This window comes from Shewanella electrica (assembly GCF_022321485.1).
Classification (GTDB): domain Bacteria; phylum Pseudomonadota; class Gammaproteobacteria; order Enterobacterales; family Shewanellaceae; genus Shewanella; species Shewanella electrica.
This window is the reverse complement of record NZ_JAKOGG010000003.1, coordinates 317991-341487: the sequence shown is the minus strand read 5'-3', so window position 1 is coordinate 341487 and position 23497 is coordinate 317991. Positions and strand designations below refer to the sequence as shown.

The window sequence follows — 23497 nt, the reverse complement described above, 5'->3', positions numbered from 1 at the left end:
CCAACTGAGTTATCCGCATGGTGTGGTCATCAATGAGGAGGTTATATGAGACGGATATTTATTATCGGTGGTGCAGGAAAAGTGGCCCGTTATTTGGCACCACGACTCACCAAGCAGGGCGATCATCCGGTGAGTTTGTATCGTCATTTTGAGCAAGAGCCTGAGTTGAAAGCGCTAGGCGCTGAACCGGTTTACGGCGACCTCGCTAAGCTCAGCCCTGAGTCGTTATCGCAATTGATGGCAGGCTGTGACGCCGTGGTGTTTAGCGCTGGTGCTGGTGGTAAAGGTGGCAAGGAAAACACCAAAGCCATTGATGGCGATGGGCTGGAAAAGTCGGTCGAAGCCGCCAAACTTGCCGGTATCGAGCGTTTTATATTGGTATCAGCGTTTCCAGAAGCGGGCCGTGGTCAGCCCATCTCCGATACCTTTGAATACTACATGGAAGTGAAAAAAGCCGCCGATGTTTACTTGGTTGCCAGCGGCTTGGATTGGGTGATTGTACGCCCCGGCACCTTGACCGATGATGCCGCCACCACCTTAGTTAACGCAGGTCTGGCGGTCAGCTACGGCAATGTATCGCGCGATAATGTCGCTGCCACGCTGGCATATATCATCGCCCATGATGCAATCAAGCGGGTGATTATTGAACTCACCGATGGTGACCAACCGATTGAGCAAGCGCTGGCAAAGTTTCAGCGCTAGTCGCTACTTCTAACAAAATCCACTAACTGTGGTTGGGCGATGCGGCGGTAATCGTCGCTCGCCACAATAATTGACCGTTCTAAACTCCCCGCATTAAATGCCAACTCATCAAACCGTGCAAACAGCTGCGGCGCTGCAACCAGCGTCAGTTCTGGATGGAAACTAAACGGCGGGATCGCGCCTGCAACACATCCGGTCAATTCTGCCATTTCTCTTGGGCTCGCTAACGAGGCTTTGCGACCACCAAAATGCGCCGCCAGTTTACTCAAATCGGCCTGCATATCTCCAGGCAGGATCGCTAGCACATGACGTTTGACGCCGTTGCCTTTGATATGGGTGAGCAGGGCTTTAGCGCCTTGACCCAGTTCGGTGCCGCGTAGCTCGGCTACCACTTCACAACGGCCAGCGCTGGCGTGTTCGATCACACGAAAACGCGCCTGCCCAAGGCGCAACTGTTGCGTGACGGTGCTGAAAATATCGACAGTGGAGATCTCTGCTAACATTAGGGTGGTTGACCTTTGTTGATCGTTTTTACAGTTGGCACAGGCTAGCAGTGTAAGCTCAGCGCCTATTAGGTACTTGATATAACTTTATTGAATTTTCTAGTGTAAATTTGAATAAATTAGTTATAAAAGACAGTGCTAGAATGCGCAGCAATTATTTTAGGTAGAAAATTTTTCTCCTTTTTGATTTTTATTTCCATTACCCGTTGATTTTATACACATTCTTTAAGGTTCCATCGTCTATGAAACGCATTTCAATTTTAGCTCTGGCAGTTGCTGGCCAGTGGGTAGCACCTGCAGTATTAGCTGCAGATGATGCCAACAATAGCAATATGGAAAAAATTTCTGTAGTGGGTTCACGTATTGCGATGCGTACCGCGACGGATAGTGTGGCACCAGTAGATATCATCACTGCTGATCAGCTGCAAGCAACGGGTCTGACGGATACCGCGCGCGCATTGCAATTTGCTGCGCCAAGCTACAGCTTTCCATTTTCAGCAGTAACCGATGGTTCTGACGCGGTGCGTCCAGCCAACCTGCGCGGTTTGTCGCCTGACCATACCTTGGTGCTGGTTAACGGAAAACGTTACCACAGCTCAGCGCTGGTGCACTTGTCCGGTACGGTAGGTAAAGGTGCGTCAAACGTCGATTTGAACACCATTCCAATGGCGGCGATCAAACGTATCGAAATTCTGCGCGATGGTGCGGCGGCACAATATGGTTCTGACGCGATTGCTGGCGTGATCAACGTGGTCCTGAAAGATAACCGCGATGGCGGTATGATCACCACCCAAGTTGGTCAAACCTATCAAGGTGATGGCGAACAATGGCGCGTCGGTGCCAACAAAGGCTTGAGCTGGAGTGAAGATGGTTTTATTAACATCTCGCTAGAAGCACAACACAAGAACAAAACTAACCGTGCTGGTTTGGACCCACGTCAGCAATATCCAACGCTGGCCGATGGCAGCCCAGACCCACGTGAAGAAACCTTCGACCGTAAAAACTTCCACGTAGGCGATGCGGAATACGACAACTTGTCGCTGTTTGCCAACGGTGCGCAGTACTTTGGCGACGACAAACTGTATTTCAGCGGTGGCATCAGCGACCGTGAAACGCACTCAGGCGCGTTCTACCGCCGTGCGCTGCAAGACAACAACGTGCCAGAAATCTATCCTGACGGCTATTTGCCGATTTTGGCACCGCGCATCAAAGACTATTCAGCGTTGATCGGTTACGAGTTCGAGCTGGGTAAATGGCATGTGGATACCTCTGCTGGTTACGGTAAAAACAGCTTCCAATACCGTGTCGAAAACTCAGTGAATGCTTCTTATGGTCCTGACAGCCAAACCACGTTCGACGCCGGTACTTTGTCTACCGACGAGATCGATTTGACCGTTGATGCATCGCGCTATTTCCCATTCTTCAACCAGTCGGAAGTGATGCTGGCCGTTGGTGCGGCATGGCGTGAAAACGGCTATGAAATCGAAGCCGGTGAACTGGCGTCATACGATAACGGCGGTTATCAAGATAAACCTGCGGGTAGCCAAGGTTTTGGTGGTTTTACACCGGAATCTGCCGTGGATGAAAGCCGTCACAACACTGCGGTTTATGCCGAATTAGAAAACCAATTGAGCGAAGCTATCTACTGGTCAGCCGCGCTGCGTTATGAAGATTACTCAGATTTTGGCGACAAGGTGAGCTGGAAATTGGCTGGTCGTTATGACTTTAACGACAACTTTGCTGTGCGTGCGACCGCCAACACCGGTTTCCGTGCACCAAGCGTACAACAGCTGTACTTCACTAACATCTCAACCCTGTTTAATCCGGATGAAACTGGTCAGTTAGTACCAACCGAATCTGGTACTTTCAACAACTTGTCGCCAGTGACCCAAGCGCTGCAAGTGGGCAAACTGCGCCCTGAAGAATCAACCTCATTCAGCTTGGGCTTTGTTTACACTGGTGACAACGGCTTGACCGTGACGTTGGACAGTTACCAAATCGATATTGATGATCGCATCGTACTGTCTAGCTCACTTAAAGCCAGTGACTCCGAAGCCGTTGGCGCTGCGTTGGCTGGTACCAATGCCGAGTCGGCCCGTTTCTTTATCAATGCCGTTGATACGCGTACCCGTGGTGTTGACTTAGTGGTAGCGCAACAGTTTGATTTGGGTAGTTATGGTGAGCTAAAAGCGAACTTGGCTTATGCCTACAATAAAACCGAGATTGAAGGCATACATGTGCCAGACATTTTGGACGATCTACAAGCCAAACTGTTCGACCATATCGAACAAGTGCGTATGACCGATGCTACCTCGCATAATACTGGTAGCTTAGGTTTGACTCACAGCTTGGGAGATTTCACCACTAACCTGCGCTTTAGCTACTTTGGTCCATACACCATTTCGTACAGCAGCACCGGTGACAAAGAGTATGAAGGCAAAACCACGGTAGATTTGTCTGTAGCATATGCCGCAACCGACAACCTGACGTTCACCGTAGGTGCGCAAAACTTGTTTGACACTTATCCAGAAAAACGTCCAGAAAACAACAACTACAACGGTATCTTCCAGTACCCACTGACCAACACACCATTTGGTTTCAACGGTGGTTACTACTTTGCAGAAGCGACTTACCGTTTCTAAGTTGTACGGACTTGGCAAGGTGTAAACGGCGCCTTGCTAACGTAAAAACCTGAGTTTTATGGCCACTCCTTGAGTGGCCTTTTTTTATGCCGATTTGTCAGCAACTTAGCCCAACCAGTAACGCAGCAAACCGGTGCTGACAATAGCAATAATCACCGTTGGCAGCAGTGATAACCGCAGCGTTGCCAATAAGGTAATCGCCACCGCCAACATATCGCTGAAGCGACCGGAGAAGATCACTGGCGCGATCACGGCAATCAACACGCAGCCCGGCACCACTTCCATCACCCGCTCGACGCGCGGGTTCAAGCGGCGCTTGCGCAGCGCCAAATAGCCGATAATGCGGGTGAGATAAGTGGTCAGCCCCATGGCGATAATCGTCAGCACCGCCATGTGTTGGGTGAACAGCTGTTCAATGGAAGCCATCAGTGGCTGATCGAAAGTCATCAGTGTTTCCCCCAAATAAGCGCGGCGATAATGCCAGCTAGCGTGCCGCCGGCAACGTACCACGCGCCGGGCAGTAGATGATACAACACGCCCGCCACCACTAAGCTCACCAGCCATGGCCAACAACGGCTTACACCGCGCCACATGCCCTTGAGCAGCACCAAAAAGACGGCGGTAAACGCCATATCAAAACCGTACTGCTCCACATCGCCAATCAGCGGCCCCACCGCCGCGCCGATGCCAGTAAAAATGACCCATGAGCTATACAAACACGCCGCCACTCCCAGATAAAACGGCACACTCAGCCGCATTGTATTGCGCTTTTGGCAGTCAGTGATGCCCATCGCCCATGCTTCATCACACATGAAAAACAGCAGCGGCAACGACTGCTTCTTGCTGAGATGACGCATAAACGGCACCAACGCCGCGCCCATGATGATATGGCGGCTATTGACCAAAAACGTCATGGCGACAATCAACAGCAGATGCGGTGGCGAAGTCCATAAACTGATGGCAGTAAACTCCGAGCCGCCAGCAAAGTTCACCCCAGTCATCAGCGGCACTTGCAGCACGGTAAAGCCTTGTTGCACCGCTTGCGCGCCCAGCACTAAAGCAAACGGAATAAATCCCAGCGTCATCGGCAAGGCGGTTGTTACGCCGCGTAGCAACTCGCTGCGTTGATTGAGTGGTGTGTCGTCGATACTGTCGGTGATAGTTTGCTCGGCTGAGTCGGCGGCAATTAAATGAACGTCGTTACTACTGGGATCAGTCATTGATGCATCGTGGCGCTGCGTTAAAGGAAAGATCGATATTGCCAGCCCTCGCCAGGTTGTAAAGCAAAAAGCGCAAAATACTAATACTTATATTGGTTTCACGTATTCATCAATTTTCTTATTTTGCAGGCTAATAGTCTTTTGATTTTCGTGCTATTAATGCTCAAAAAAAGAGGAGGATAGGTCTTGGATAGTATTTTTAGATTTGTCGGTAAAGAAGCATTTTTATATTTTGCCTTTTTTATCAATGCAGCTGCATTTACTTTGTTTGGAATGACGATTGCGAAAGTATCTGATAGCAAAGAGTTTTTATCAGCAGCAGCTGATTTGGGAACTATAGCTGCTGGCATTGGGACCCTTCTTCTCGCTTGGTATGGACACAATGCTTTTAGAATATGGGTTTCTCAGTATCGTTTTAAAGATGTATTTGAGGCTAGAAAAAAACTCTATAACAGCGGCGAAGAAATAATAAAAGTTGTTAATGAACTCATTCAAGAATTAGATTTTTCTGATGTTACAGACTCATTTGATTTCCATGAGAACAAGGATAAGTCTATAAAAGACAGTCAAGGTCGTTTAGAAAATTTATATACTGATTATCGTGAAAAATGGTTAAATATTAATAAATTGCTTAACAGTAGAGAGCTTCGGTTCGTCAACTACTCAGCAAAACAGCTTGAATTTGATATTGGCAAAATTTTTGTTCTTGCATGGGATAGAATGCGAGAAATTCGTAACTCTGGAAATAGAGAAACACAGTGTCTAGTTCACCTTCATAAAGAGTTTCAGAGAGTTGATAAATCATTCAAGAGTGATTTTATCGATTTCTGGCAAATAGCTGGTTAGCTATGTGTCAACTCCCTATTGCCGCTGTAATCTTGGGCAAACTCAGCAAGCTTTTCTTGCTATAATGCCGCCTCGATTTTGACGGAGGCAATGATGGACGTATCTTCTTTACTTGATGGCCTAAATGAGAAACAGCGCGAGGCGGTGGGCGCGCCGTTGTCCAGCATGTTGGTACTGGCGGGGGCAGGCTCAGGCAAAACGCGGGTGTTAACTCATCGTATCGCATGGCTGATGCAGGTAGAGAACCAAAGTCCGTACTCTATTTTGGCGGTGACTTTTACCAACAAAGCGGCGCGCGAAATGCGCGAGCGGGTGGAGAAAGTGGTCGGCCATAATATGAGCCGCATGTGGATTGGTACTTTCCACGGTCTTGCCCACCGCTTGCTGCGCACCCATTGGCAAGACGCCAACTTGCCGCAAAACTTCCAAATTCTGGATGGCGATGATCAATACCGATTGATCAAACGCATTCTTAAAAGCCTCAATCTGGATGAAAAACACTATCCACCGCGGATGGTGCAAAACTATATCTGCACCCAAAAAGATGAAGGTTTTCGCCCGAAAGATATCGAAGCGGGGCCGTTTCCGTTAGAGCAGAAGTTGAAAGAGGTGTATCAGGTTTACCAAGAGTCGTGCGACCGTGCTGGGCTGGTGGACTTCTCCGAAATTCTGCTGCGCGCTTATGAATTGTGGCTATACAAGCCGCTGATCTTGCAGCACTACCGTGACCGCTTTCAGCATATTTTGGTGGACGAGTTCCAAGATACCAACACCATTCAATACAAGTGGATTCAGGTGCTAGCGGGCACTACCGCCCATGTGATGATTGTCGGTGATGATGACCAGTCGATTTACGGCTGGCGTGGCGCGCAGGTGGAAAACCTGCACAAATTCCTCAAAGATTTCCCTGGCGCCTCGACCATTCGTTTGGAGCAAAACTATCGCTCTACCGGCAATATTTTGAAAGCCGCCAACGAGCTGATCGCCAACAACCTCGGCCGTTTGGGCAAAGACTTGTGGACTGAAGATGCCGCCGGTGAGCCGATTGCGGTGTACAGCGCCTTTAACGAACTCGACGAAGCGCGCTTTATTGTCGGCCGCATCAGCGACTGGCAAGACATGGGCAACGACCTGCGTGGCTGCGCCATTTTGTATCGCTCCAACGCGCAATCGCGCGTGTTGGAAGAAGCGTTATTACACAAAGGCTTACCGTACAAAATCTACGGCGGTTTGCGCTTCTTCGAGCGGCAAGAGATTAAAGATGCCATGGGCTATCTGCGCTTGATGGCTAACCACGATGATGATGCGGCGTTTGAGCGAGTGGTAAACACGCCGACGCGCGGCATTGGCGATCGCACCTTAGAAATACTGCGTTCAACCGCCCGTCATCACGGCTTGACCTTGTGGCAAACGGCGTTGCAGGCGCTGGACAATAAAATGCTCAGTGGACGTGCGGCGACTGCGGTGCAAACCTTCCTCGATCTGATTGTCACCATGGCGCGCGATACTGATGAAATGGCGCTGTATCGCATGGTCGATCATGTGTCGCAAGCCTCTGGCCTCAAAACCATGTACGAGCAGGAAAAGGGCGAGAAAGCGCAAAGTCGCGTAGAAAACTTAGAAGAGTTAGTCACCGCCGCGCGCACCTTTGAAGTGCCAGAAGAGCTACTCGATATGGGCGAGCTGAACGCGTTTTTATCGCACGCGGCGTTAGAAGCGGGTGAAGGCCAAGCGGACGTCAATGCCGATGCGGTGCAGTTGATGACCTTGCACACCGCCAAAGGGTTGGAATTCCCTGTGGTGTTTATGGCGGGCGTGGAAGAGGGTTTGTTCCCCAGTCAACTCACGCTGGAAGAGGGCGACCGTTTAGAAGAGGAGCGCCGCCTGTGTTACGTCGGTATGACCCGCGCGATGCAGCAACTGTATATCACTTACGCCGAGTCGCGCCGCATCTACGGCCGCGAAAACTATTCGCGTCCGTCGCGCTTTATCAAAGAGTTACCGCCAGAGTGTATCCGCGAAGTGCGCTTGAAAGCGCAGGTGAGTACGCCAGCGTTTAGCACCCGTTTTAGCCAGTCCAGTAGCGCCAGCAGTAACGAAACCGGCTTGCGTCACGGCAGTAGAGTGCGCCACTTCAAATTTGGTGAAGGGACAGTGGTCAATACCGAGGGCGCTGGGGCACAATCGCGTGTGCAAGTTAACTTTGATGATTTCGGCAGCAAATGGCTGGTGGTGGCCTATGCTAAGTTGGAATCGATTTAACATGAGTGGAGGCTACCGCTGGATTTAACGGCGTATTGTGTTGCCGTAAATCTGCTGCTGCCTTGGCTCATGGCAAAGTTTCGATGATGAAAAACTAATTTGTGGTGTAAATCACATTTTCGCTGCGCCATAATAGGCCGCAGTTAGCAACCACGGCAGCGGTGCGGAGAACCTAGCCAATGACTCTCAGGGATAAGTTACATGCCTATGCGCGCCTCGCGCGAATAGACCGCCCAATTGGAACCTTTCTTTTACTCTGGCCTTGTTTAATGGCGTTAATGCTGGCCTCCGGCGGCATGCCAGATCTTAAAGTGTTAGCCATTTTCATTATCGGCGTTTTTGTGATGCGCGCTTGCGGTTGCATCATCAACGATTACGCTGACCGTAAACTCGACGGCCATGTAGAACGCACTAAGATGCGTCCGCTCGCCAGTGGTGAAGTAAGCGTTAAAGAGGCGCTGCTGCTGTTTGTGGTGCTCGGTTTGCTCGCCTTTGGCTTAGTGTTGATGCTCAATCCGCTGGTGGTCAAACTGTCTTATATCGGCATTGTGCTGACGGTCATTTACCCGTTTACCAAGCGTTTTACCAACATGCCGCAGATGTTTTTGGGCGTGGTGTGGAGCTGGTCAATTCCAATGGCTTACGCAGCGGCCACGGGTGAAGTCCCGGCGGAAGCGTGGTGGTTGTTTGCCGCCAACTGGTGTTGGACCGTGGCTTACGACACCATGTATGCCATGGTGGATCGTGAAGACGATTTGAAGATCGGCATTAAATCGACCGCGATTTTGTTTGGTAAATATGATCGGCAGATCATCGGCTTATTCCAAATTGCCGCGCTGGCGTGTTTTATGACCGCCGGTTTTATCGCTGAACGCGGTGCGTTGTATGCGGTGGGCTTAGTGGTGTTTATCGGCTTTGGTTTGTATCAACAACGCTTGATCCATGATCGTGAGCGGGCGCCTTGTCTCAAGGCATTTTTAAATAACAACTGGGCGGGAATGTCACTGTTTTTAGCGCTCGGCATGGATTATTTACTGCACACCGCCGCACTGTAACCACCGCCGCTTTGGTAAACAAAGGCCACTTTTTTGTGGCCTTTGTTGTATCAAAATGTCGCACTTTGGCAATCTTGCCGCCAATAACATCGACGCTATACACGTTTTGACAGTTCGGTCTGAACCCCATAATTGACCTGCGGTATGAATAAATTTATCGTTATATAGTGTTGTATATATCGGTAGTTATCGCGATACCTCTTCGATAGATCTGGGCAACGTTAACGCTCAACCATAGTTCACAACAACGCGAAAAAAATAACAAACAACCTCCACCGACCAATTCTTCACAGTGAGCCTGCGGGGCGCACTGGCGTTGCGGTGCTGTCATGTTTTTTAAAATCACCAATCGCTGCATCTTTTAACGGGCGAGCATGGGGTGATGTCGTTACTTAAGGAACAGAGAATGCTTACGTCAGATAAATTTACACTAACCACGGTCACGCTTGCGGTAGGACTCGCCTTGAGCCACAGCGCTATTGCAGCAACAGCAAGCAGTGATGAGACCACTGCCACCAAAGCCAAAACCGAAGTGATTGTGGTGCGTGGTGATCGTGAAAACAAAGACGGTTTCCGCCCTAAAACTGTCGACCTTGGCCCGCTGGGCAGCCGTTCTATCAAAGATACGCCGTACGCCATCAGCGTGTTTAACCGTGAACTGATGGATAACGTTAACGCCACTAGCTTGAACGATATTTTGAAATACATGCCATCAACCCAGATGGAAGCGCGCGGTGGTACTGATGTTGGTCGTCCGCAAAGCCGTGGTATGGAAGGCGGCGTGGTGGATAACAACCACCTCGACGGCATGAATGTGGTCGCCACCACAGCGCAACCGATGGAACTGTTAGAGCGGGTAGAAGTGATCCAAGGTTTGACCGGTGCGATTTACGGCCCTGCCAGTCCAGCAGGTAACTTCAACTATGTATTTAAACGTCCAACGGAAGACTATTTTACTAGCGTGACCGCGGGCATGACCGATGACGGTGCGTGGTTGTTGCATACCGATACCAGTGGCAGCCCAAACCAATATTTTGGTTATCGCGTTAACTTGCTGCAGGAAGAAGGCGATGGTTATGTGAGTAACTCACACATCAACCGTAAAGCGATGGGCTTGGCGTTTGATATCAACCCTGACGATTACACTACCATCCAACTGAATGGCAGCTACTACAAGTTTGATAAGTTTGGTCTGCCAGGCGGCTTCTCTTACGGCGGTGATGTAGGTTTACCCGGCGCACTCGACTCAACTAAAAAAGGTTACGGCCAGCCATACAGCGGCGCAGGGTTAGAAACCACCACCGGCAGTGCCAAAGTGATCCGTCAATTGGGCGATAACTGGAAGCTCACCGCCGGCGTATTGCACCAAGAAGCCAAGCGCACGCTCAACGGCGTGAGCAATATCCTCAATGGTGACGATACCTTCTCTCAGCGCATGTCGACCTCAGGTGCGGCGGGCAAATTCACCGTCACCAGTAACGTCGCCAACCTGACCGGCCAACTGTACACCGGCGGCATTCGTCATGACTTAGTGTTGGGCACCGCGGGTTACAGCTGGAGCATCTACGGCGCCTCATCACGCAGTGCAGCAATGCTGGGTACCAGCGATTTAGATAACCCACAAGTGTATGACGCGCCAGAGTTAAACCTGAATCTGCCACGCCATAAAACCGGTAACACCACAGTGCAGAGTGGCATCATCGGCGACACCATCACCTGGAACGAACAATGGTCAACCATGCTGCTCGGTAGCTATAACGACTTTGACGTAGATAACTACAACGTCAATGGCGACAAAACCAATAGCTATAGCAAAGATGGTGTGAGTTCAACGGTATCGGTGATCTACAAACCCACCGAAAATATCAGCACCTACGTGACCTACGCTGACACCTTGGAAGCGGGTGGTAGCGCCTCACCTGATGCGCAGAACTTTGGTGAAACCTTAGATCCAGTGCGCAGCTACCAAAACGAAATCGGTATCAAAAGCAGTATCGGCGAGTTTGATGTTAACGCCGCGCTGTTCCGCGTAAAACGTCCAATGGCCTATGAAGGCGTAGACGGTTACTACCGCGAGCAAGGCATGCAAAACAACAAAGGTGCCGAGCTGACCGTTAACGGCTACCTGACCGACAACCTGAAAATCTACAGCGGTGTGACCTATCTGGATGCCGTGTTGGAAGATGCCTTTGACCCAGCCACCGCCAATAAACAAGTGGTGGGGGTACCAAAATGGCAAGGCAACATGTTGCTGGAATATAAGTTAGCACCAGTAGCGGGCCTATCATTCACCGGTAACCTGCACTACACCGGCAAACGCGCCGCCAACAACATCAACACCTCATGGGCGAGTTCATTTACCACTGTGGATGTGGGCGCAAAATACGTGTTACCTAAATTGATTGCCCAAGAAACTGTGCTGCAACTGCACGTGACCAACCTGTTTGATCGCGACTACTGGGCCGCCATTTTCCCCGGCAATATTTACGGTACACCGGGCGCGAGCAACAGCGCATTTTTGGGTGAACCACGCCAAATTAAACTCACAGCGACTGTGAAATTTTAACTGAGAACGCGCGGCTAGCTTCGGCTAGTCGCGCCATTGGAACAATTCATTATGGTTACCACTGCATCTGTGCGCCGCGCTTGTGTGGCGTTGTTATTGTTACTGCCCGCAAGTGCTTGGTCAGCGGCGACGCGCACCATTGAATATCATGGGCAAAAAGTCACCGTGCCTGCGCAAGTGACCAAGGTTGCCACCAGTTGGGAAGCACAAAATTCAGTGCTGGCCATGTTGGGCTTTGGCGACAAGATTGTGGCAACCACCCGTTATGCCCGCGACACACCAGCATTTCAAAAATTTATTCCCAGCATTAAAAACACTGAACTCTCCACCGCTGGCGGCTCTGCCGAGGTGAACGTAGAGCAACTGATGCGCTTACAGCCTGACATCATGTTTGTTTCTGCTGGTTTCCCGTCAACTAAACAAGCGCAACTTGAAGCCGCAGGTATTGCGGTGGCTAGTTTTACCGCTAACTCAATGGATACCTTAGTGGAACGGGTGCAGTTGACTGGCGAAATGTTGGGGCCTGACGCCGCAGCGAAAGCCAAAGCGTATAAAACGTATTTCGAGCGCAACAAAGCGCTAGTGGCCGCGCGGCTAGCTAAGATCCCCGCCGAGCAGCGGCTGAAAGTGTACATCGCCTCGGGCACACCATTGACCACATCTGGTCGGCCGTCACTGAACCAAGATTGGATCGACCTTGCCGGTGGCATCAACATTGCCGAGCACTGGTCGTTGAGCGATGTGCATCACGGCAGCGCTAACGTCAGCGTCGAAGCGATTTTAGCGGCGCAGCCAGATGTGATTATTAGCATGCGGCAAGGCGATGTGGCGACCATTGAGCACGACCCGCGCTGGCGCAATGTCAAAGCGGTAAAACAACAGCGGGTGTATGCCAATCCGCGCGGCCTGTTTTGGTGGTGCCGTGAAACCTCTGAAGAGGCATTGCAGTTTTTGTGGTTGGCAAAAGTGCTGTACCCAAGCGCGTTTGCTGATATCGATATTCGCCAAGAAACCCATGATTTTTATCAACAATTCTACGACATCGATTTGAGCGATGCGGATATCACTGCCTTTCTGGCACCGGTGGAGTCGTAACCATGACGCAACAGCCATTCAAGGGCAGGCGCGCTCCTTTGTTGTACGCCGATAATCTGGCGTTTCATTACGATGACCATGAGGTGCTGAATTCGGTCAGTGTTGATGTGTTTGCTGGTGAAGTCTTGGCACTGCTTGGCCCCAATGGTACTGGCAAGAGTACCTTGCTCAAGTTGTTACTGGGGTTAACTCAACCTAGCCGTGGCAGTGTCGGCCTTGGCGGTACGCCGCTGACGCAATTGAGCCGCCGTACTATTGCGGGGCAAATTGCCTACGTGCCGCAACATCATGTCAGCCCATTTCCATACAGCGTGCGGCAGGTGGTTGCCATGGGGCGGTTTCATCACAGTGGTTTACTGGGGCGCTCTAGTCAGCGCGATGCATTAGTGGTCGAGCAGGTGTTGCAGCGCCTGCGTATTGACCATCTGGCGGGGCGCCCCTACACCGAGATCTCCGGCGGTGAGCGGCAACTGGCATTAGTGGGCCGCGCGTTAGTTCAAGGAGCCAATATTTTGATGTTAGATGAACCGGCGTCAGCGCTGGATTTTGGTCATCAAGCGCGTTTGTTAGCCGAGCTGCGCCAACTGGCCGACGATGGTTATGCAGTGGTGATGACCACGCACCATCCGCACCATGCGCGCATGATTGCCGATCGGGCGCTGTTGCTGAAAAACGGCATAGTGAACGCCGTGGGCACGCCCGCCGAGGTGCTGACTCCGGTCGCTATTCAGCAGTTATATGATTTGAGCGAGCAAGAGTTAGCGGCATTTACCCGGGGGATGGCAGCCGCATGAGATATTGGTTTAGCTGTTTTCACGGCCAACTGTTGGCGTTATTGCTACTGCTGATCGCCATCGCATTGTTTGCCTTATCGCTCGGTAACTATCCACTGACCATGTTGGAGATCTGCCGTTTTATCGGCAGTCACTTGGGGCTGAGTGAATTGCCGCCAGAGCGTTACAACATACTGTCGAATATCTTGCTCGATGTACGCTTGCCGCGGGTGCTGGCTGCCATTTTGGTGGGCATGGCGCTGTCGGGATCCGGTGCCGCATTTCAGGCAGTGTTTCGCAATCCATTAGTGTCGCCGGGCATGCTCGGTGTACTGGCTGGCGCGTCGTTTGGTGCCACGTTGGGCATGTTGCTGCACGGCAACTGGTTCAGCATTCAACTATTGGCATTTGTGTTTGGTCTGGTCGCTGTTGGGCTGGGCGTGGCGATTGGCTTTATTTTTGGTGGCGGCTCGATGATCACCTTGCTGCTCGGCGGCATGATCAGCAGCGCCTCGTTTAGCGCCTTGCTGTCGTTAGTCAAATTTGCTGCTGACCCACAAGACGAGTTGCCGTCGATTATCTATTGGTTGATGGGCAGCTTGGGCATGTCGAACCTAAATGAAGTGCTGTGGTTACTGCCGCCGATGTTGCTGGCGGTGCTGGTGCTGTGGAGTTTTGGCCGAGCATTGGATGCGATGTCGATGGGCGAAGATGAAGCGCGCGCCTTGGGCGTGCCCGTCCATCTGGTGCGCTACGGTGTGATTGTGGCGGCAACGATGGGCTCGGCGCTGTCGGTATCGATTGCGGGCATGGTTGGCTGGGTCGGTCTCGTGGCACCGCATATTGCGCGCATGTTAGTCGGGCCTGAAAACAGCCGCTTGATGCCGGTGAGCATCATGTTAGGCGCAATTTTTTTACTGCTGGCCGACAGCTTGGCGCGCGGCTTTAGCGTGGTGGAAATCCCAATCGGCATTGTCACTCAATGTTTAGGTTTGCCGCTATTTTTGTTGGTGTTGCATCGTGCGCGCAAAGGCTGGAATTAACGCCGCGCCGCGTACAGGAGAAGTTATGCAAGGTTTAGTGAATTGGCGCTTGTTGCGCGAACGGATGATGGCACCCCTCAGCCAAGGAAAGTTGGCGAGTTTTGATTGGAACCAGATCACCGACATGTACGATGGCATGGCGCAACTGGAGCGACGATATACCCAAATGCAGGTTGATGTGTTGCCCATCACCGCTGACGATACCGTGGTGGATATCGGTTGCGGCCCAGGCCGTTTGTCGGTGCCGATGGCGCAAAAAGCTCACAGCGTTACCTGCGTGGATGCGTTTGATAATATGCTGAGCCGCTGTATGCACAACGGCGCGGCTGCTGGGCTCAATAATCTGCGGCCGCTGCTGCAAGACTGGAACAGTGATGATGCCGTGGCGCAGATCGGCATGCATGATATTGCGGTGGCATCGCGCTCTGTGGGTTTTGCCGATCTGATTAAACTCAACAGCATCGCCCGTAAATATGCGGTAGTGATGAGCTTTGCCAACGCGCCCAGCCTGCGCGAAATTCAGTTGAGCTTTCTTGATGGCATCATCGACATGCCTGCCATGCCGCACAGTGACGACCGCAACTTTGGCTACAACATTACCTTCAACATGTTGTACGACATGGGCGCTGAACCCAATATCCGTATCCTTGATGACGGTTATGAAGCGCAATTTGCTAGCCGCGAAGCCGCCTATGAGGCGCTGCGCTTTGTTGGCGATATTCCTGCCAATAAAGAAGCGCAGTATCGTGCTAATGTCGATAAATACCTCAGCGAAAACGCCGATGGTTTTCGCTTGTTCCGTGCTAGCCGCACCTTTGTGATGTGGTGGAAAACCTGCGAGTTACAGACCCTAAGTTAATCGCGTTTGCTACTTTTTTGCCTTTGGGCGTGGTGTCTGGTGTCGCGCTCAAAGGTTTTTTTTATGATTCAAATTCATCAGTGTTATGCGTTCTATTGCATTGTATTGTTCGACAACTCTCTGTTTTAATAAAGCTTCCCTATCAATTTTACTGTTTGTTGACAACCGTGTATTGTGTCGGTTGGCGCACAAAATCAGTATTTACTGACTAACTTTACAGTTGGCGGCGATATTACCGTTAGCTGCTTCAAATCAGACACCGCGAGTGGCGTTAGCGCGCAATGGTGTAAAACTGAACTCTATTTGGATCATTTCCGCGAGAAGTGATTGCTGCTGTAACCATAATAAAACCATTTAAAAATAACTATCGTCAGTGTGACTGCTGTCTGTCGAGCAAATATGGAGCTTTGGAACGACATGAAACTTCAGATTAACCAGCAAACTTATGATGTCGATGTGGCCGAAGATACCCCGTTATTGTGGGTGATTCGTGACAATCTTGGTCTCACCGGCACCAAATACGGCTGTGGTTTAGCCCAATGTGGTGCCTGTTCGGTGCTTGTCGATGGTGAGGTAGTACGTTCTTGCGTGATGCCTGCCGTCAGCGCGGTAGGCAAACAGATCACCACCATCGAAGCCATTGAACAAGATGACGTTGGCAAGCGGGTAGTGCAGGCGTGGGTTAACCACCAAGTGCCACAATGTGGCTACTGCCAATCGGGGCAGGTGATGGCCGCCACCGCATTGTTGAAAGCGACACCTAACCCCAGCCGAGACGAGATCACCGCGGCGATTAGCAACTTGTGCCGTTGCGGCACGTACAACGCTATTGATGCGGCGATTGATGAACTGGCAAAACCGGTGGGAGGTAACGCATGAAACCGTTAACTGAACACGAACTCGCTGAACTGGCGCAAGAGACACCCATTAACGTGTCTCGGCGCAACTTTCTGTTGTCATCAGCTGGTGTTGCCGCTGGTGCCTTGGTGTTAAGCGTGGGTATTCCGTTACGCCAAGCGCGCGCCGCAGCAGCGACCAAGATGGCGCCGGGGACTCGCGTGCCCGCCTTTTTGCAAATCACCCCAGACAACCGCATTATTCTGCAAAGCCCGTTTGTCGAAGGCGGCCAAGGGATTTTCACCGCCATGGCGCAGATTGTGGGTGAAGAGTTAGATGCCGAGCCAGCCCGCTTTATTGTGGAAAATGCGCCAACTGGCGCTGACTACCAAGTGATGGTGGGAGGCCCCGGCCGCATGACTGGCGGCAGCATGTCGGTGCGTACTAGCTATCAAACCATGCGGAAACTGGGTGCACTCGCGCGGCAGTTAATGTTGCAAGCGGCGGCTAACCAGTGGCAAGTACCACTGAGTGAGCTGATCACTGAACCGGGCATAGTGCTGCATAAAACCAGCAATCGCACCCTCAGCTACGGCGAACTCGCCAGCAAAGCGTTGGATTTGCCGGTGCCCGATCCTGATAGCGTCAGCCTCAAAGATCCGCAAGCTTTCCGTTGGATCGGCAAAGGGATCGATCGCGTCGATGTGTATGAAAAATCTGTTGGTAAAGCTAACTACACCATTGATTTGAAAGTCGATGGTATGTTGCACGCCGCCGTACAACATGCACCGCGCTTGGGTTTAGTGGCGGGTGACATCCTCAACCTCAAGCAAGTGCAAGCAATGCCTGGGGTGCACTCGGTACATAAAGTGACAGGCGCGGTTGCGGTGGTGGCACCGCATTGGTGGGACGCTAAACGCGCCGCCGAAGCGCTGCAAGTGGATTGGCAAGCAGCAACCAGCCAGCGCCAAGGCGTTCGTAGCATGCCAGCCGACTTCTCCAGCGAAGCCTTTAGCGAGATGCTGGCTAATCGTACCGAAGCGGGCAAAGACGCGGAAACCGCGGGTGATATTAGTAAGGTGTTTAGCGCCGCTACGCCAGAAAGCATTATCAGCGCCACCTACCAGACCCAATATGTGCACCATGCGCAGCTTGAGCCGCCATCCACCATTGCCCAATTCCATGACGATGGCCGCTTGGAAATTTGGTTGCCCAACCAAGCGCCGGATATGTTCTTGCGTGATATCGCTAAACGTGCGGGCATCGCTGAAGACCAGATCATTTTGCACTCGCCAATTCTGGGCGGTTTCTTTGGCCGTCACTTTCTCTACCCAGATGCCAACCCGTATCCGCAAGCGATTGAGTTAGCTAAAGCCACTGGCAAACCGATCAAGCTGATCTGGAGCCGTGAAGAGGAGTTCCTGCGTGATCCATTGCGGCCGATGGCGGCCGTGCGCATGAAAGCGGCGATTGAGAACGGCGTGCCGACTGCGTTGGAAGTGATCTCCGCCTGTGAAGGCCCCGGCGAAGCGATCTCTGGTCACGATCCGGATAACGTTGATGGTATGGCGGTTGAAGGTTTGACCGGGAAAAGCTACCAAATTGCTAACGTGCGTATCGCGCAAGACTACGTGGAAAACCCCACCATGCTGGCGTACTGGCGCTCGGTGGGTAACTCGATGAATGATTTTGTTTATGAGTGTTTCTTCGATGAAATGGCCGATAAAGCCGGTGCCGATCCTTACGAATTGCGTAAGGCATTGCTGAAAGACAACCCACGTTTATCGCACCTGCTAGAAACCGTAGTGAAATCTGCGGGCGGCTGGAAACGCGGCCCATTCACCGCGGCAGACGGCTCCAAACGCGCGCGTGGTATTGCCATGGCATCGCCGTTTGGCTCGCATACCGCCACCATTGCCGAAGTGTCGATTGAGCAAGGTCAGGTGAAAGTGCACGAGATCTGGGAAGCGATCGACCCAGGCACAATCGTCAATCCCGCCATTATTGAAGCGCAGGTGAAATCTGCCGTTGCTCTCGGTTTGTCACAAGTGTTGCTGGAAGAGGTGATTTATCAACAAGGTGAACCACTGGCGCGCAACTACGACATGTACCCGATTCTGCCACCGCATATGATGCCCAAAGTGCATGTCAGCATTGTGGAAAGCGGCGAGAAAATGGGTGGCATCGGCGAACCCGGTTTACCCCCAGTGCCACCGGCGGTTGTCAATGCGGTATCGCACCTGCTGGGACGTCGTATTCGCCGTATGCCGTTGTCTCGAGAAACCTTCGCTTAGGCGATGCTCTCGACGACGGCTACTTCCATTAGGACTGAATAAGAACGAGGGATTCGGTGAAAAAATTAACATTATCGATGCTTGTCATTATCGTACTTGTCGCCGTGGGCGCGTGGTACAGCACCCGCATACCGTCCACGCCATTAGCTGACGTCAATAGCAGCGAGCTGAACGCCAGTGAGCTGATTGCCAAAGGTGAATATGTGGCGCGCGCCAGTGACTGTGTCGCCTGCCACACCCTACCTGATAGCCCAGCTTTCAGCGGTGGTTTGGAGATGGCGACGCCTATCGGCTCGATCTACTCCACCAATATCACGCCAGATAAAACCCACGGCATTGGTCATTACACGCTGGCGGATTTTGAGCGTGTGGTACGCCAAGGTGTAGCGCCAGATGGTCATCGGCTCTATCCTGCGATGCCATTTCCATCTTACGCCAAGCTGAGCGATGACGATGTCAAAGCCTTGTATGCCTACTTTATGCATGGCGTGCAGCCGTCGGATAAGCCAAATAAGCAGAGCGAAATTCCATGGCCGCTGAACATGCGTTGGCCACTGGCATTTTGGAGTGGCTTGTTTACCGACAGCGGCAGCTACCAAAGTAACACTGAGCAAGATGAACAGTGGAACCGCGGGGCTTATCTGGTACAAGGCGCGGGTCACTGCGGCAGTTGCCACACGCCGCGTGGCTTAGCCATGCAGGAAAAAGCGTTGGATGAATCCAGCCCGCAATTTCTTGCTGGCGCATTGTTAGATGGTTGGTACGCGCCCAGCTTGCGCAATGATGTCAACACCGGCATTGGTCGCTGGAGCGAAGAGGATGTGTATCAGTTCTTAAAAAACGGCCGCAACCAACACGCGGTGGTGTATGGCTCAATGACTGATGCCTACAACAACTCGACGCAGTTTATGTCAGATGAAGACTTGTACGCGATGGCGCACTATCTGAAATCGCTACCGGGCGATCCATTGCGTGATGGCGAACCGTGGCAGCATAAACCTACCACAGTGACTGCCAGCATGGCGGCTCAAGATGCCGCTGCCAAAACCTATTTGGCACGTTGTAGCTCGTGCCACGGCACCGATGGCATGGGCCGTGGTCAGTACATTCCGCCGCTAGCGGGGGCAACCTCAATGCTGGCGAAAGAAGATGCTTCGGCCATCAACGTCACGCTCAACGGCTCAGGCCGTATTGTGAGCCACGGGGTACCAGATGCTTACCGTATGCCGCCATTCCGCCAACAGTTGTCGGATAAAGAGATTGCCGAAGTGCTCAGCTTTATTCGCACCACTTGGGGTAACCACGGTGGCGCAGTGAAAGTGCAAGATGTGACTGAACTGCGTGAGAAAACCGATCCGGCAAGCAGCCAAGTGATTATTTTGCAGATGCGTTAAGCCGCACTGCCGCTAAAATACCAAAGGCGACGATATGATATCGTCGCCTTTTTAGTGGTGAATCCAGCCGTAATAACGTCAGTTGACACTGATTTCTGGACTGCTATTTTTCTCGCTGCTCGCTGCTCGCTGCTCGCTGCTCGCTGCTCGCTGCTCGCTGCTCGCTTAACGCTTACAGCTTAACGCTTACGCTTTCACCAACTTCGCCAGATCGGCGGGGCGGTAATACACCGATTTCAGCACCTTGCCACGACGCACTAATTTGCTGCCTTGCTGGAAATCTTCGGCGCATTTGGCAATCAGATAATCACCTTTGGTCACGCCTTCAATCTTGATGCCTTGATCGGCGTAGTGAGCGATAGTGTCATCCAATTCTTGCTGCGTGCGACACACTTTGCTCATGTTGCTGCTGTGTACTTCATCCCAACATGGCTCAAACTCAATGCCCCGGCGGTTGGCAACTTGCAGCAGCACATCAATCATGTAGCTGATGCCGGTGGTATCGTCGGCGCTATTATCAATACCCAAGTGCGACAAACGGCCAACCAACACATAGATGCTGTCAACGATGGCATCGGCTTGCTCAACGGTGTCTTGCGCTTCGGCCAGCTCGGTCAACTCTTCGGTGATCAGCGAGGTGTGCAGCGTATCTTGCTGGTCGTTGAGCGACGCAGCATCGGCTACAGGCAAGTCATAGGTCTGGCGAAATTCACAGATATCGCGGTAGATTTTGGTAAATAGGGCGGGCGTTAATAGCTGTAATTTCATAGCAGGCTCGGCAAAATTGAAAACGCGTATGATAAAGCCCCACGGCGTCAGATTCAAAACCCGCAGGCAGGCAACACACGTCGATTGGCACTGATGGCGACGCACAGTACACTGTGGCGATTGAATGAGGGATGTTTCATGGCTGACTTTGCTGCACTACCCAATGCGATTCTGCATTATCTTGAACAACAACATGTACTGACACTTGCCACCCAAGATGCCGATGGTTTGTGGTGCGCCAGCTGTTTTTACTTTTTTGATAGCGCCAGTGCCAGTTGTTACCTGATGACCAGCGACAGCAGCCGTCACACGCAAGCGATGCTTGCTAAGCCGCACATTGCTGGCACCATTGCCGAGCAAACCCGCAACGTGGCAAAAATCCAAGGTATTCAATTTACGGCCATCGCCAAACCGGTGGCCGAAGCTGACGAGAAGATGATAAAGGATAAATACTGCGAGCACTTTCCGGTGGCGCGGTTAAAGTCAGCGCCGCTGTGGCAACTTGAACTGCAAACCATCAAGATGACCGACAACCTGCTCGGCTTTGGTAAAAAACACCATTGGCAGCGCGATATCAAACAGGCATAAAAAAAGAGCACCATGGGTGCTCTTCTCTAAAACAGGCGGCTTACAGAATGAAGCGGCTTAGGTCTTCATCGTGTACCAGCGTATCTAGGTGGGCATTGACGTAAGCTGCGTCAATCACATAGCTACTGCCTGACTTGTCCGATGCCTCATAGGAGATATCTTCCATCAAGCGTTCCATAATGGTGTGCAGACGACGGGCGCCGATGTTTTCGGTGCTTTCGTTCACTTGGAACGCCGCTTCGGCGATGCGCTCAATACCATCTTCGGTGAAGCTGATTTCAACGCCTTCTGTTGCCATCAAGGCGCGGTACTGTTCAGTCAGTGCTGCGTGTGGCTCAGTCAAAATACGTTTGAAGTCGCCGGCGGTCAGCGCGTCTAACTCAACGCGAATTGGCAAACGGCCTTGCAGCTCGGGGATCAGATCTGACGGTTTCGACATCTGGAATGCACCAGAGGCGATAAACAGAATGTGATCGGTTTTCACCATGCCGTGCTTGGTGTTGACGGTGCAGCCTTCAACCAATGGCAGCAGGTCACGTTGCACACCTTCGCGGGAGACGTCTGGGCCTGAGCTTTCGCCACGCTTACAGATTTTGTCGATCTCATCCAAGAAGACGATGCCGTGTTGCTCAACCAATTCAATCGCTTGGTCTTTCAGATCTTCTTGGTTCACCAGTTTCGCCGCTTCCTCTTCCGTCAGTTGCTTCATGGCGTCTTTGATCTTCAATTTGCGGCGCTTAGTTGGCGTTTGGCCCATGTTTTGGAACAGGCTCTGCAACTGGTTGGTCATCTCTTCCATGCCGGGAGGCGCCATGATTTCAACGCCCACTTGTGGGCCCATCACGTCGATCTCAATCTCTTTATCATCCAGCTGACCTTCACGCAGTTTTTTGCGGAAGATTTGACGGGTGTGCGATTGCTCGTCTTTTTCGTTGTCCCAGTCATTTTTCGGCTTCGGCAGCAGTGCATCTAATACACGCTCTTCTGCGGCTTCTTCGGCGCGGGTGCGGCATTTTTTCATCTGCTGCTCGCGGGTCATCTTCACCGCGGTATCGGTTAGATCGCGAATGATCTGATCCACTTCTTTACCAACGTAACCGACTTCAGTGAATTTGGTCGCTTCCACTTTGATGAATGGCGCGTTGGCTAGCTTGGCCAGACGGCGAGCGATCTCGGTTTTACCGACACCAGTAGGGCCAATCATCAGAATGTTTTTTGGGGTCACTTCATGACGCAGTGCATCATCAAGCTGCATACGGCGCCAGCGGTTACGCAGCGCAATCGCTACCGAACGTTTGGCTTTGTTCTGACCGATAATGTGGGTGTCCAGCTCGTGGACAATCTCGCGGGGGGTCATCTCAGACATAATCTTTCCTCAACGCTCCGGCTTAGTAATTCAGTTCTTCAATGGTTTTGAACTGGTTGGTGAACACACAGATATCACCGGCGATGGTCAGCGACTTTTCACAGATGTCGCGCGCGCCCAGTTCCGTATTTTGCAGCAGGGCAATGGCCGCTGACTGCGCGTAATTACCACCGGAGCCGATAGCAATTAAATCATTCTCTGGCTGCAACACATCACCATTACCGGTGATGATCAGCGAGGCGGAGTGGTCAGCCACGGCAAGCAGCGCTTCTAGTTTGCGCAGCGCGCGGTCGGTGCGCCACTCTTTGGCAAGCTCAACGGCGGCTTTCATCAGATGGCCTTGGTGCATCTCTAGCTGAGCTTCAAATTTTTCAAATAGGGTGAAGGCATCGGCAGTACCACCGGCAAAACCGGCAATCACTTTGTTGTGGTACAGACGGCGAACTTTACGCGCGTTGCCTTTCATGACGGTGTTTCCCAATGAAACCTGACCGTCACCCGCCATAACAACCTGATTATTGCGGCGTACTGATACGATTGTGGTCACGATACTTCCTCTCAAATGCTGGTGGGTGAACCAGTGGGTGATACAGCTGTATATGGGGGAGCGCGCGCAAATATCAACTGTAGCAACGGCAATTACTGCGGGGTTTGGCGCAAAAAATAAAAAACCGCCATCGAAGG

The 23497-nt window shown here is 51.9% G+C and carries 20 protein-coding genes; 14 read left to right on the top strand and 6 right to left on the bottom strand.

Going from position 1 to position 23497, the window contains the following annotated elements; translation table 11 throughout:
* Positions 1-45 precede the first annotated feature (45 nt).
* Positions 46-702, top strand: coding sequence for an SDR family oxidoreductase (locus L9G74_RS06365; protein WP_238895461.1), 657 nt, complete (start codon positions 46-48; stop codon positions 700-702).
* On the opposite strand, the gene L9G74_RS06360 is transcribed toward L9G74_RS06365, so the two are convergent.
* Positions 699-1205: a YbaK/prolyl-tRNA synthetase associated domain-containing protein gene (locus tag L9G74_RS06360; RefSeq protein WP_275297271.1), complete on the bottom strand. Its 507-nt coding sequence runs from the start codon at positions 1203-1205 to the stop codon at positions 699-701. The two genes, L9G74_RS06365 and L9G74_RS06360, sit on opposite strands and share 4 nt — an antisense overlap.
* 242 nt (positions 1206-1447) lie before the next feature.
* Between L9G74_RS06360 and L9G74_RS06355 the strand changes: the two genes are divergently transcribed.
* Positions 1448-3847 carry a TonB-dependent receptor plug domain-containing protein gene (locus L9G74_RS06355; RefSeq protein WP_238895460.1) on the top strand — a complete coding sequence of 800 codons (2400 nt, stop codon included), beginning with the start codon at positions 1448-1450 and terminating at the stop codon, positions 3845-3847.
* Between the two features lie 105 nt (positions 3848-3952).
* On the opposite strand, the gene L9G74_RS06350 is transcribed toward L9G74_RS06355, so the two are convergent.
* On the bottom strand, positions 3953-4294 hold the full coding sequence (locus tag L9G74_RS06350) for an AzlD family protein (RefSeq protein ID WP_238895459.1): 342 nt from the start codon (positions 4292-4294) through the stop codon (positions 3953-3955).
* Positions 4294-5067: an AzlC family ABC transporter permease gene (locus L9G74_RS06345; RefSeq protein ID WP_238895458.1), complete on the bottom strand. Its 774-nt coding sequence runs from the start codon at positions 5065-5067 to the stop codon at positions 4294-4296. The genes L9G74_RS06350 and L9G74_RS06345 overlap by 1 nt, the downstream gene beginning before the upstream one ends.
* A 186-nt stretch (positions 5068-5253) precedes the next feature.
* On the opposite strand from L9G74_RS06345, the gene L9G74_RS06340 reads away from it, so the two are divergent.
* From L9G74_RS06340 to L9G74_RS22380, 11 genes are all read left to right on the top strand, one after another.
* Positions 5254-5913: a hypothetical protein gene (locus L9G74_RS06340; protein WP_238895457.1), complete on the top strand. Its 660-nt coding sequence runs from the start codon at positions 5254-5256 to the stop codon at positions 5911-5913.
* 93 nt (positions 5914-6006) lie between these two features.
* Positions 6007-8175 (top strand): DNA helicase II, encoded by a 2169-nt coding sequence (gene uvrD / locus L9G74_RS06335; RefSeq protein WP_238895456.1) that lies wholly within the window; start codon positions 6007-6009, stop codon positions 8173-8175.
* 179 nt (positions 8176-8354) lie between these two features.
* Positions 8355-9230 carry a 4-hydroxybenzoate octaprenyltransferase gene (gene ubiA, locus L9G74_RS06330; protein WP_238895455.1) on the top strand — a complete coding sequence of 292 codons (876 nt, stop codon included), beginning with the start codon at positions 8355-8357 and terminating at the stop codon, positions 9228-9230.
* A 406-nt stretch (positions 9231-9636) separates the two neighbouring features.
* A complete protein-coding gene (locus tag L9G74_RS06325) occupies positions 9637-11796 on the top strand; it encodes a TonB-dependent receptor (protein WP_238895454.1) in 2160 nt (719 codons plus the stop codon).
* A 51-nt stretch (positions 11797-11847) separates the two neighbouring features.
* Positions 11848-12891: an ABC transporter substrate-binding protein gene (locus L9G74_RS06320; RefSeq protein WP_238895453.1), complete on the top strand. Its 1044-nt coding sequence runs from the start codon at positions 11848-11850 to the stop codon at positions 12889-12891.
* A gap of 2 nt (positions 12892-12893) precedes the next feature.
* Positions 12894-13685: an ABC transporter ATP-binding protein gene (locus L9G74_RS06315; protein ID WP_238895452.1), complete on the top strand. Its 792-nt coding sequence runs from the start codon at positions 12894-12896 to the stop codon at positions 13683-13685.
* Complete coding sequence (locus L9G74_RS06310; RefSeq protein ID WP_238895451.1) at positions 13682-14707, top strand: FecCD family ABC transporter permease; 1026 nt, start codon at positions 13682-13684, stop codon at positions 14705-14707. The genes L9G74_RS06315 and L9G74_RS06310 overlap by 4 nt, the downstream gene beginning before the upstream one ends.
* A 25-nt stretch (positions 14708-14732) precedes the next feature.
* On the top strand, positions 14733-15566 hold the full coding sequence (locus L9G74_RS06305; protein WP_238895450.1) for a methyltransferase domain-containing protein: 834 nt from the start codon (positions 14733-14735) through the stop codon (positions 15564-15566).
* 417 nt (positions 15567-15983) lie between these two features.
* Positions 15984-16445 carry a (2Fe-2S)-binding protein gene (locus L9G74_RS06300; RefSeq protein WP_238895449.1) on the top strand — a complete coding sequence of 154 codons (462 nt, stop codon included), beginning with the start codon at positions 15984-15986 and terminating at the stop codon, positions 16443-16445.
* Positions 16442-18697 carry a xanthine dehydrogenase family protein molybdopterin-binding subunit gene (locus L9G74_RS06295; protein ID WP_238895448.1) on the top strand — a complete coding sequence of 752 codons (2256 nt, stop codon included), beginning with the start codon at positions 16442-16444 and terminating at the stop codon, positions 18695-18697. The genes L9G74_RS06300 and L9G74_RS06295 overlap by 4 nt, the downstream gene beginning before the upstream one ends.
* Before the next feature lie 56 nt (positions 18698-18753).
* Complete coding sequence (locus L9G74_RS22380; protein WP_238895447.1) at positions 18754-20091, top strand: c-type cytochrome; 1338 nt, start codon at positions 18754-18756, stop codon at positions 20089-20091.
* 186 nt (positions 20092-20277) lie between these two features.
* On the opposite strand, the gene L9G74_RS06285 is transcribed toward L9G74_RS22380, so the two are convergent.
* Positions 20278-20859 (bottom strand): nucleoside triphosphate pyrophosphohydrolase family protein, encoded by a 582-nt coding sequence (locus L9G74_RS06285; protein ID WP_238895446.1) that lies wholly within the window; start codon positions 20857-20859, stop codon positions 20278-20280.
* A gap of 138 nt (positions 20860-20997) precedes the next feature.
* Here L9G74_RS06285 and L9G74_RS06280 point away from each other — a divergent pair, with 138 nt between their 5' ends.
* On the top strand, positions 20998-21447 hold the full coding sequence (locus tag L9G74_RS06280; RefSeq protein WP_238895445.1) for a YhbP family protein: 450 nt from the start codon (positions 20998-21000) through the stop codon (positions 21445-21447).
* Between the two features lie 40 nt (positions 21448-21487).
* On the opposite strand, the gene hslU is transcribed toward L9G74_RS06280, so the two are convergent.
* Positions 21488-22813, bottom strand: a complete 1326-nt coding sequence (gene hslU, locus L9G74_RS06275) for an ATP-dependent protease ATPase subunit HslU (RefSeq protein WP_238895444.1) — start codon at positions 22811-22813, stop codon at positions 21488-21490.
* A gap of 22 nt (positions 22814-22835) precedes the next feature.
* Positions 22836-23360 carry an ATP-dependent protease subunit HslV gene (hslV, locus tag L9G74_RS06270; RefSeq protein WP_207354491.1) on the bottom strand — a complete coding sequence of 175 codons (525 nt, stop codon included), beginning with the start codon at positions 23358-23360 and terminating at the stop codon, positions 22836-22838.
* Positions 23361-23497: the final 137 nt, after the last annotated feature.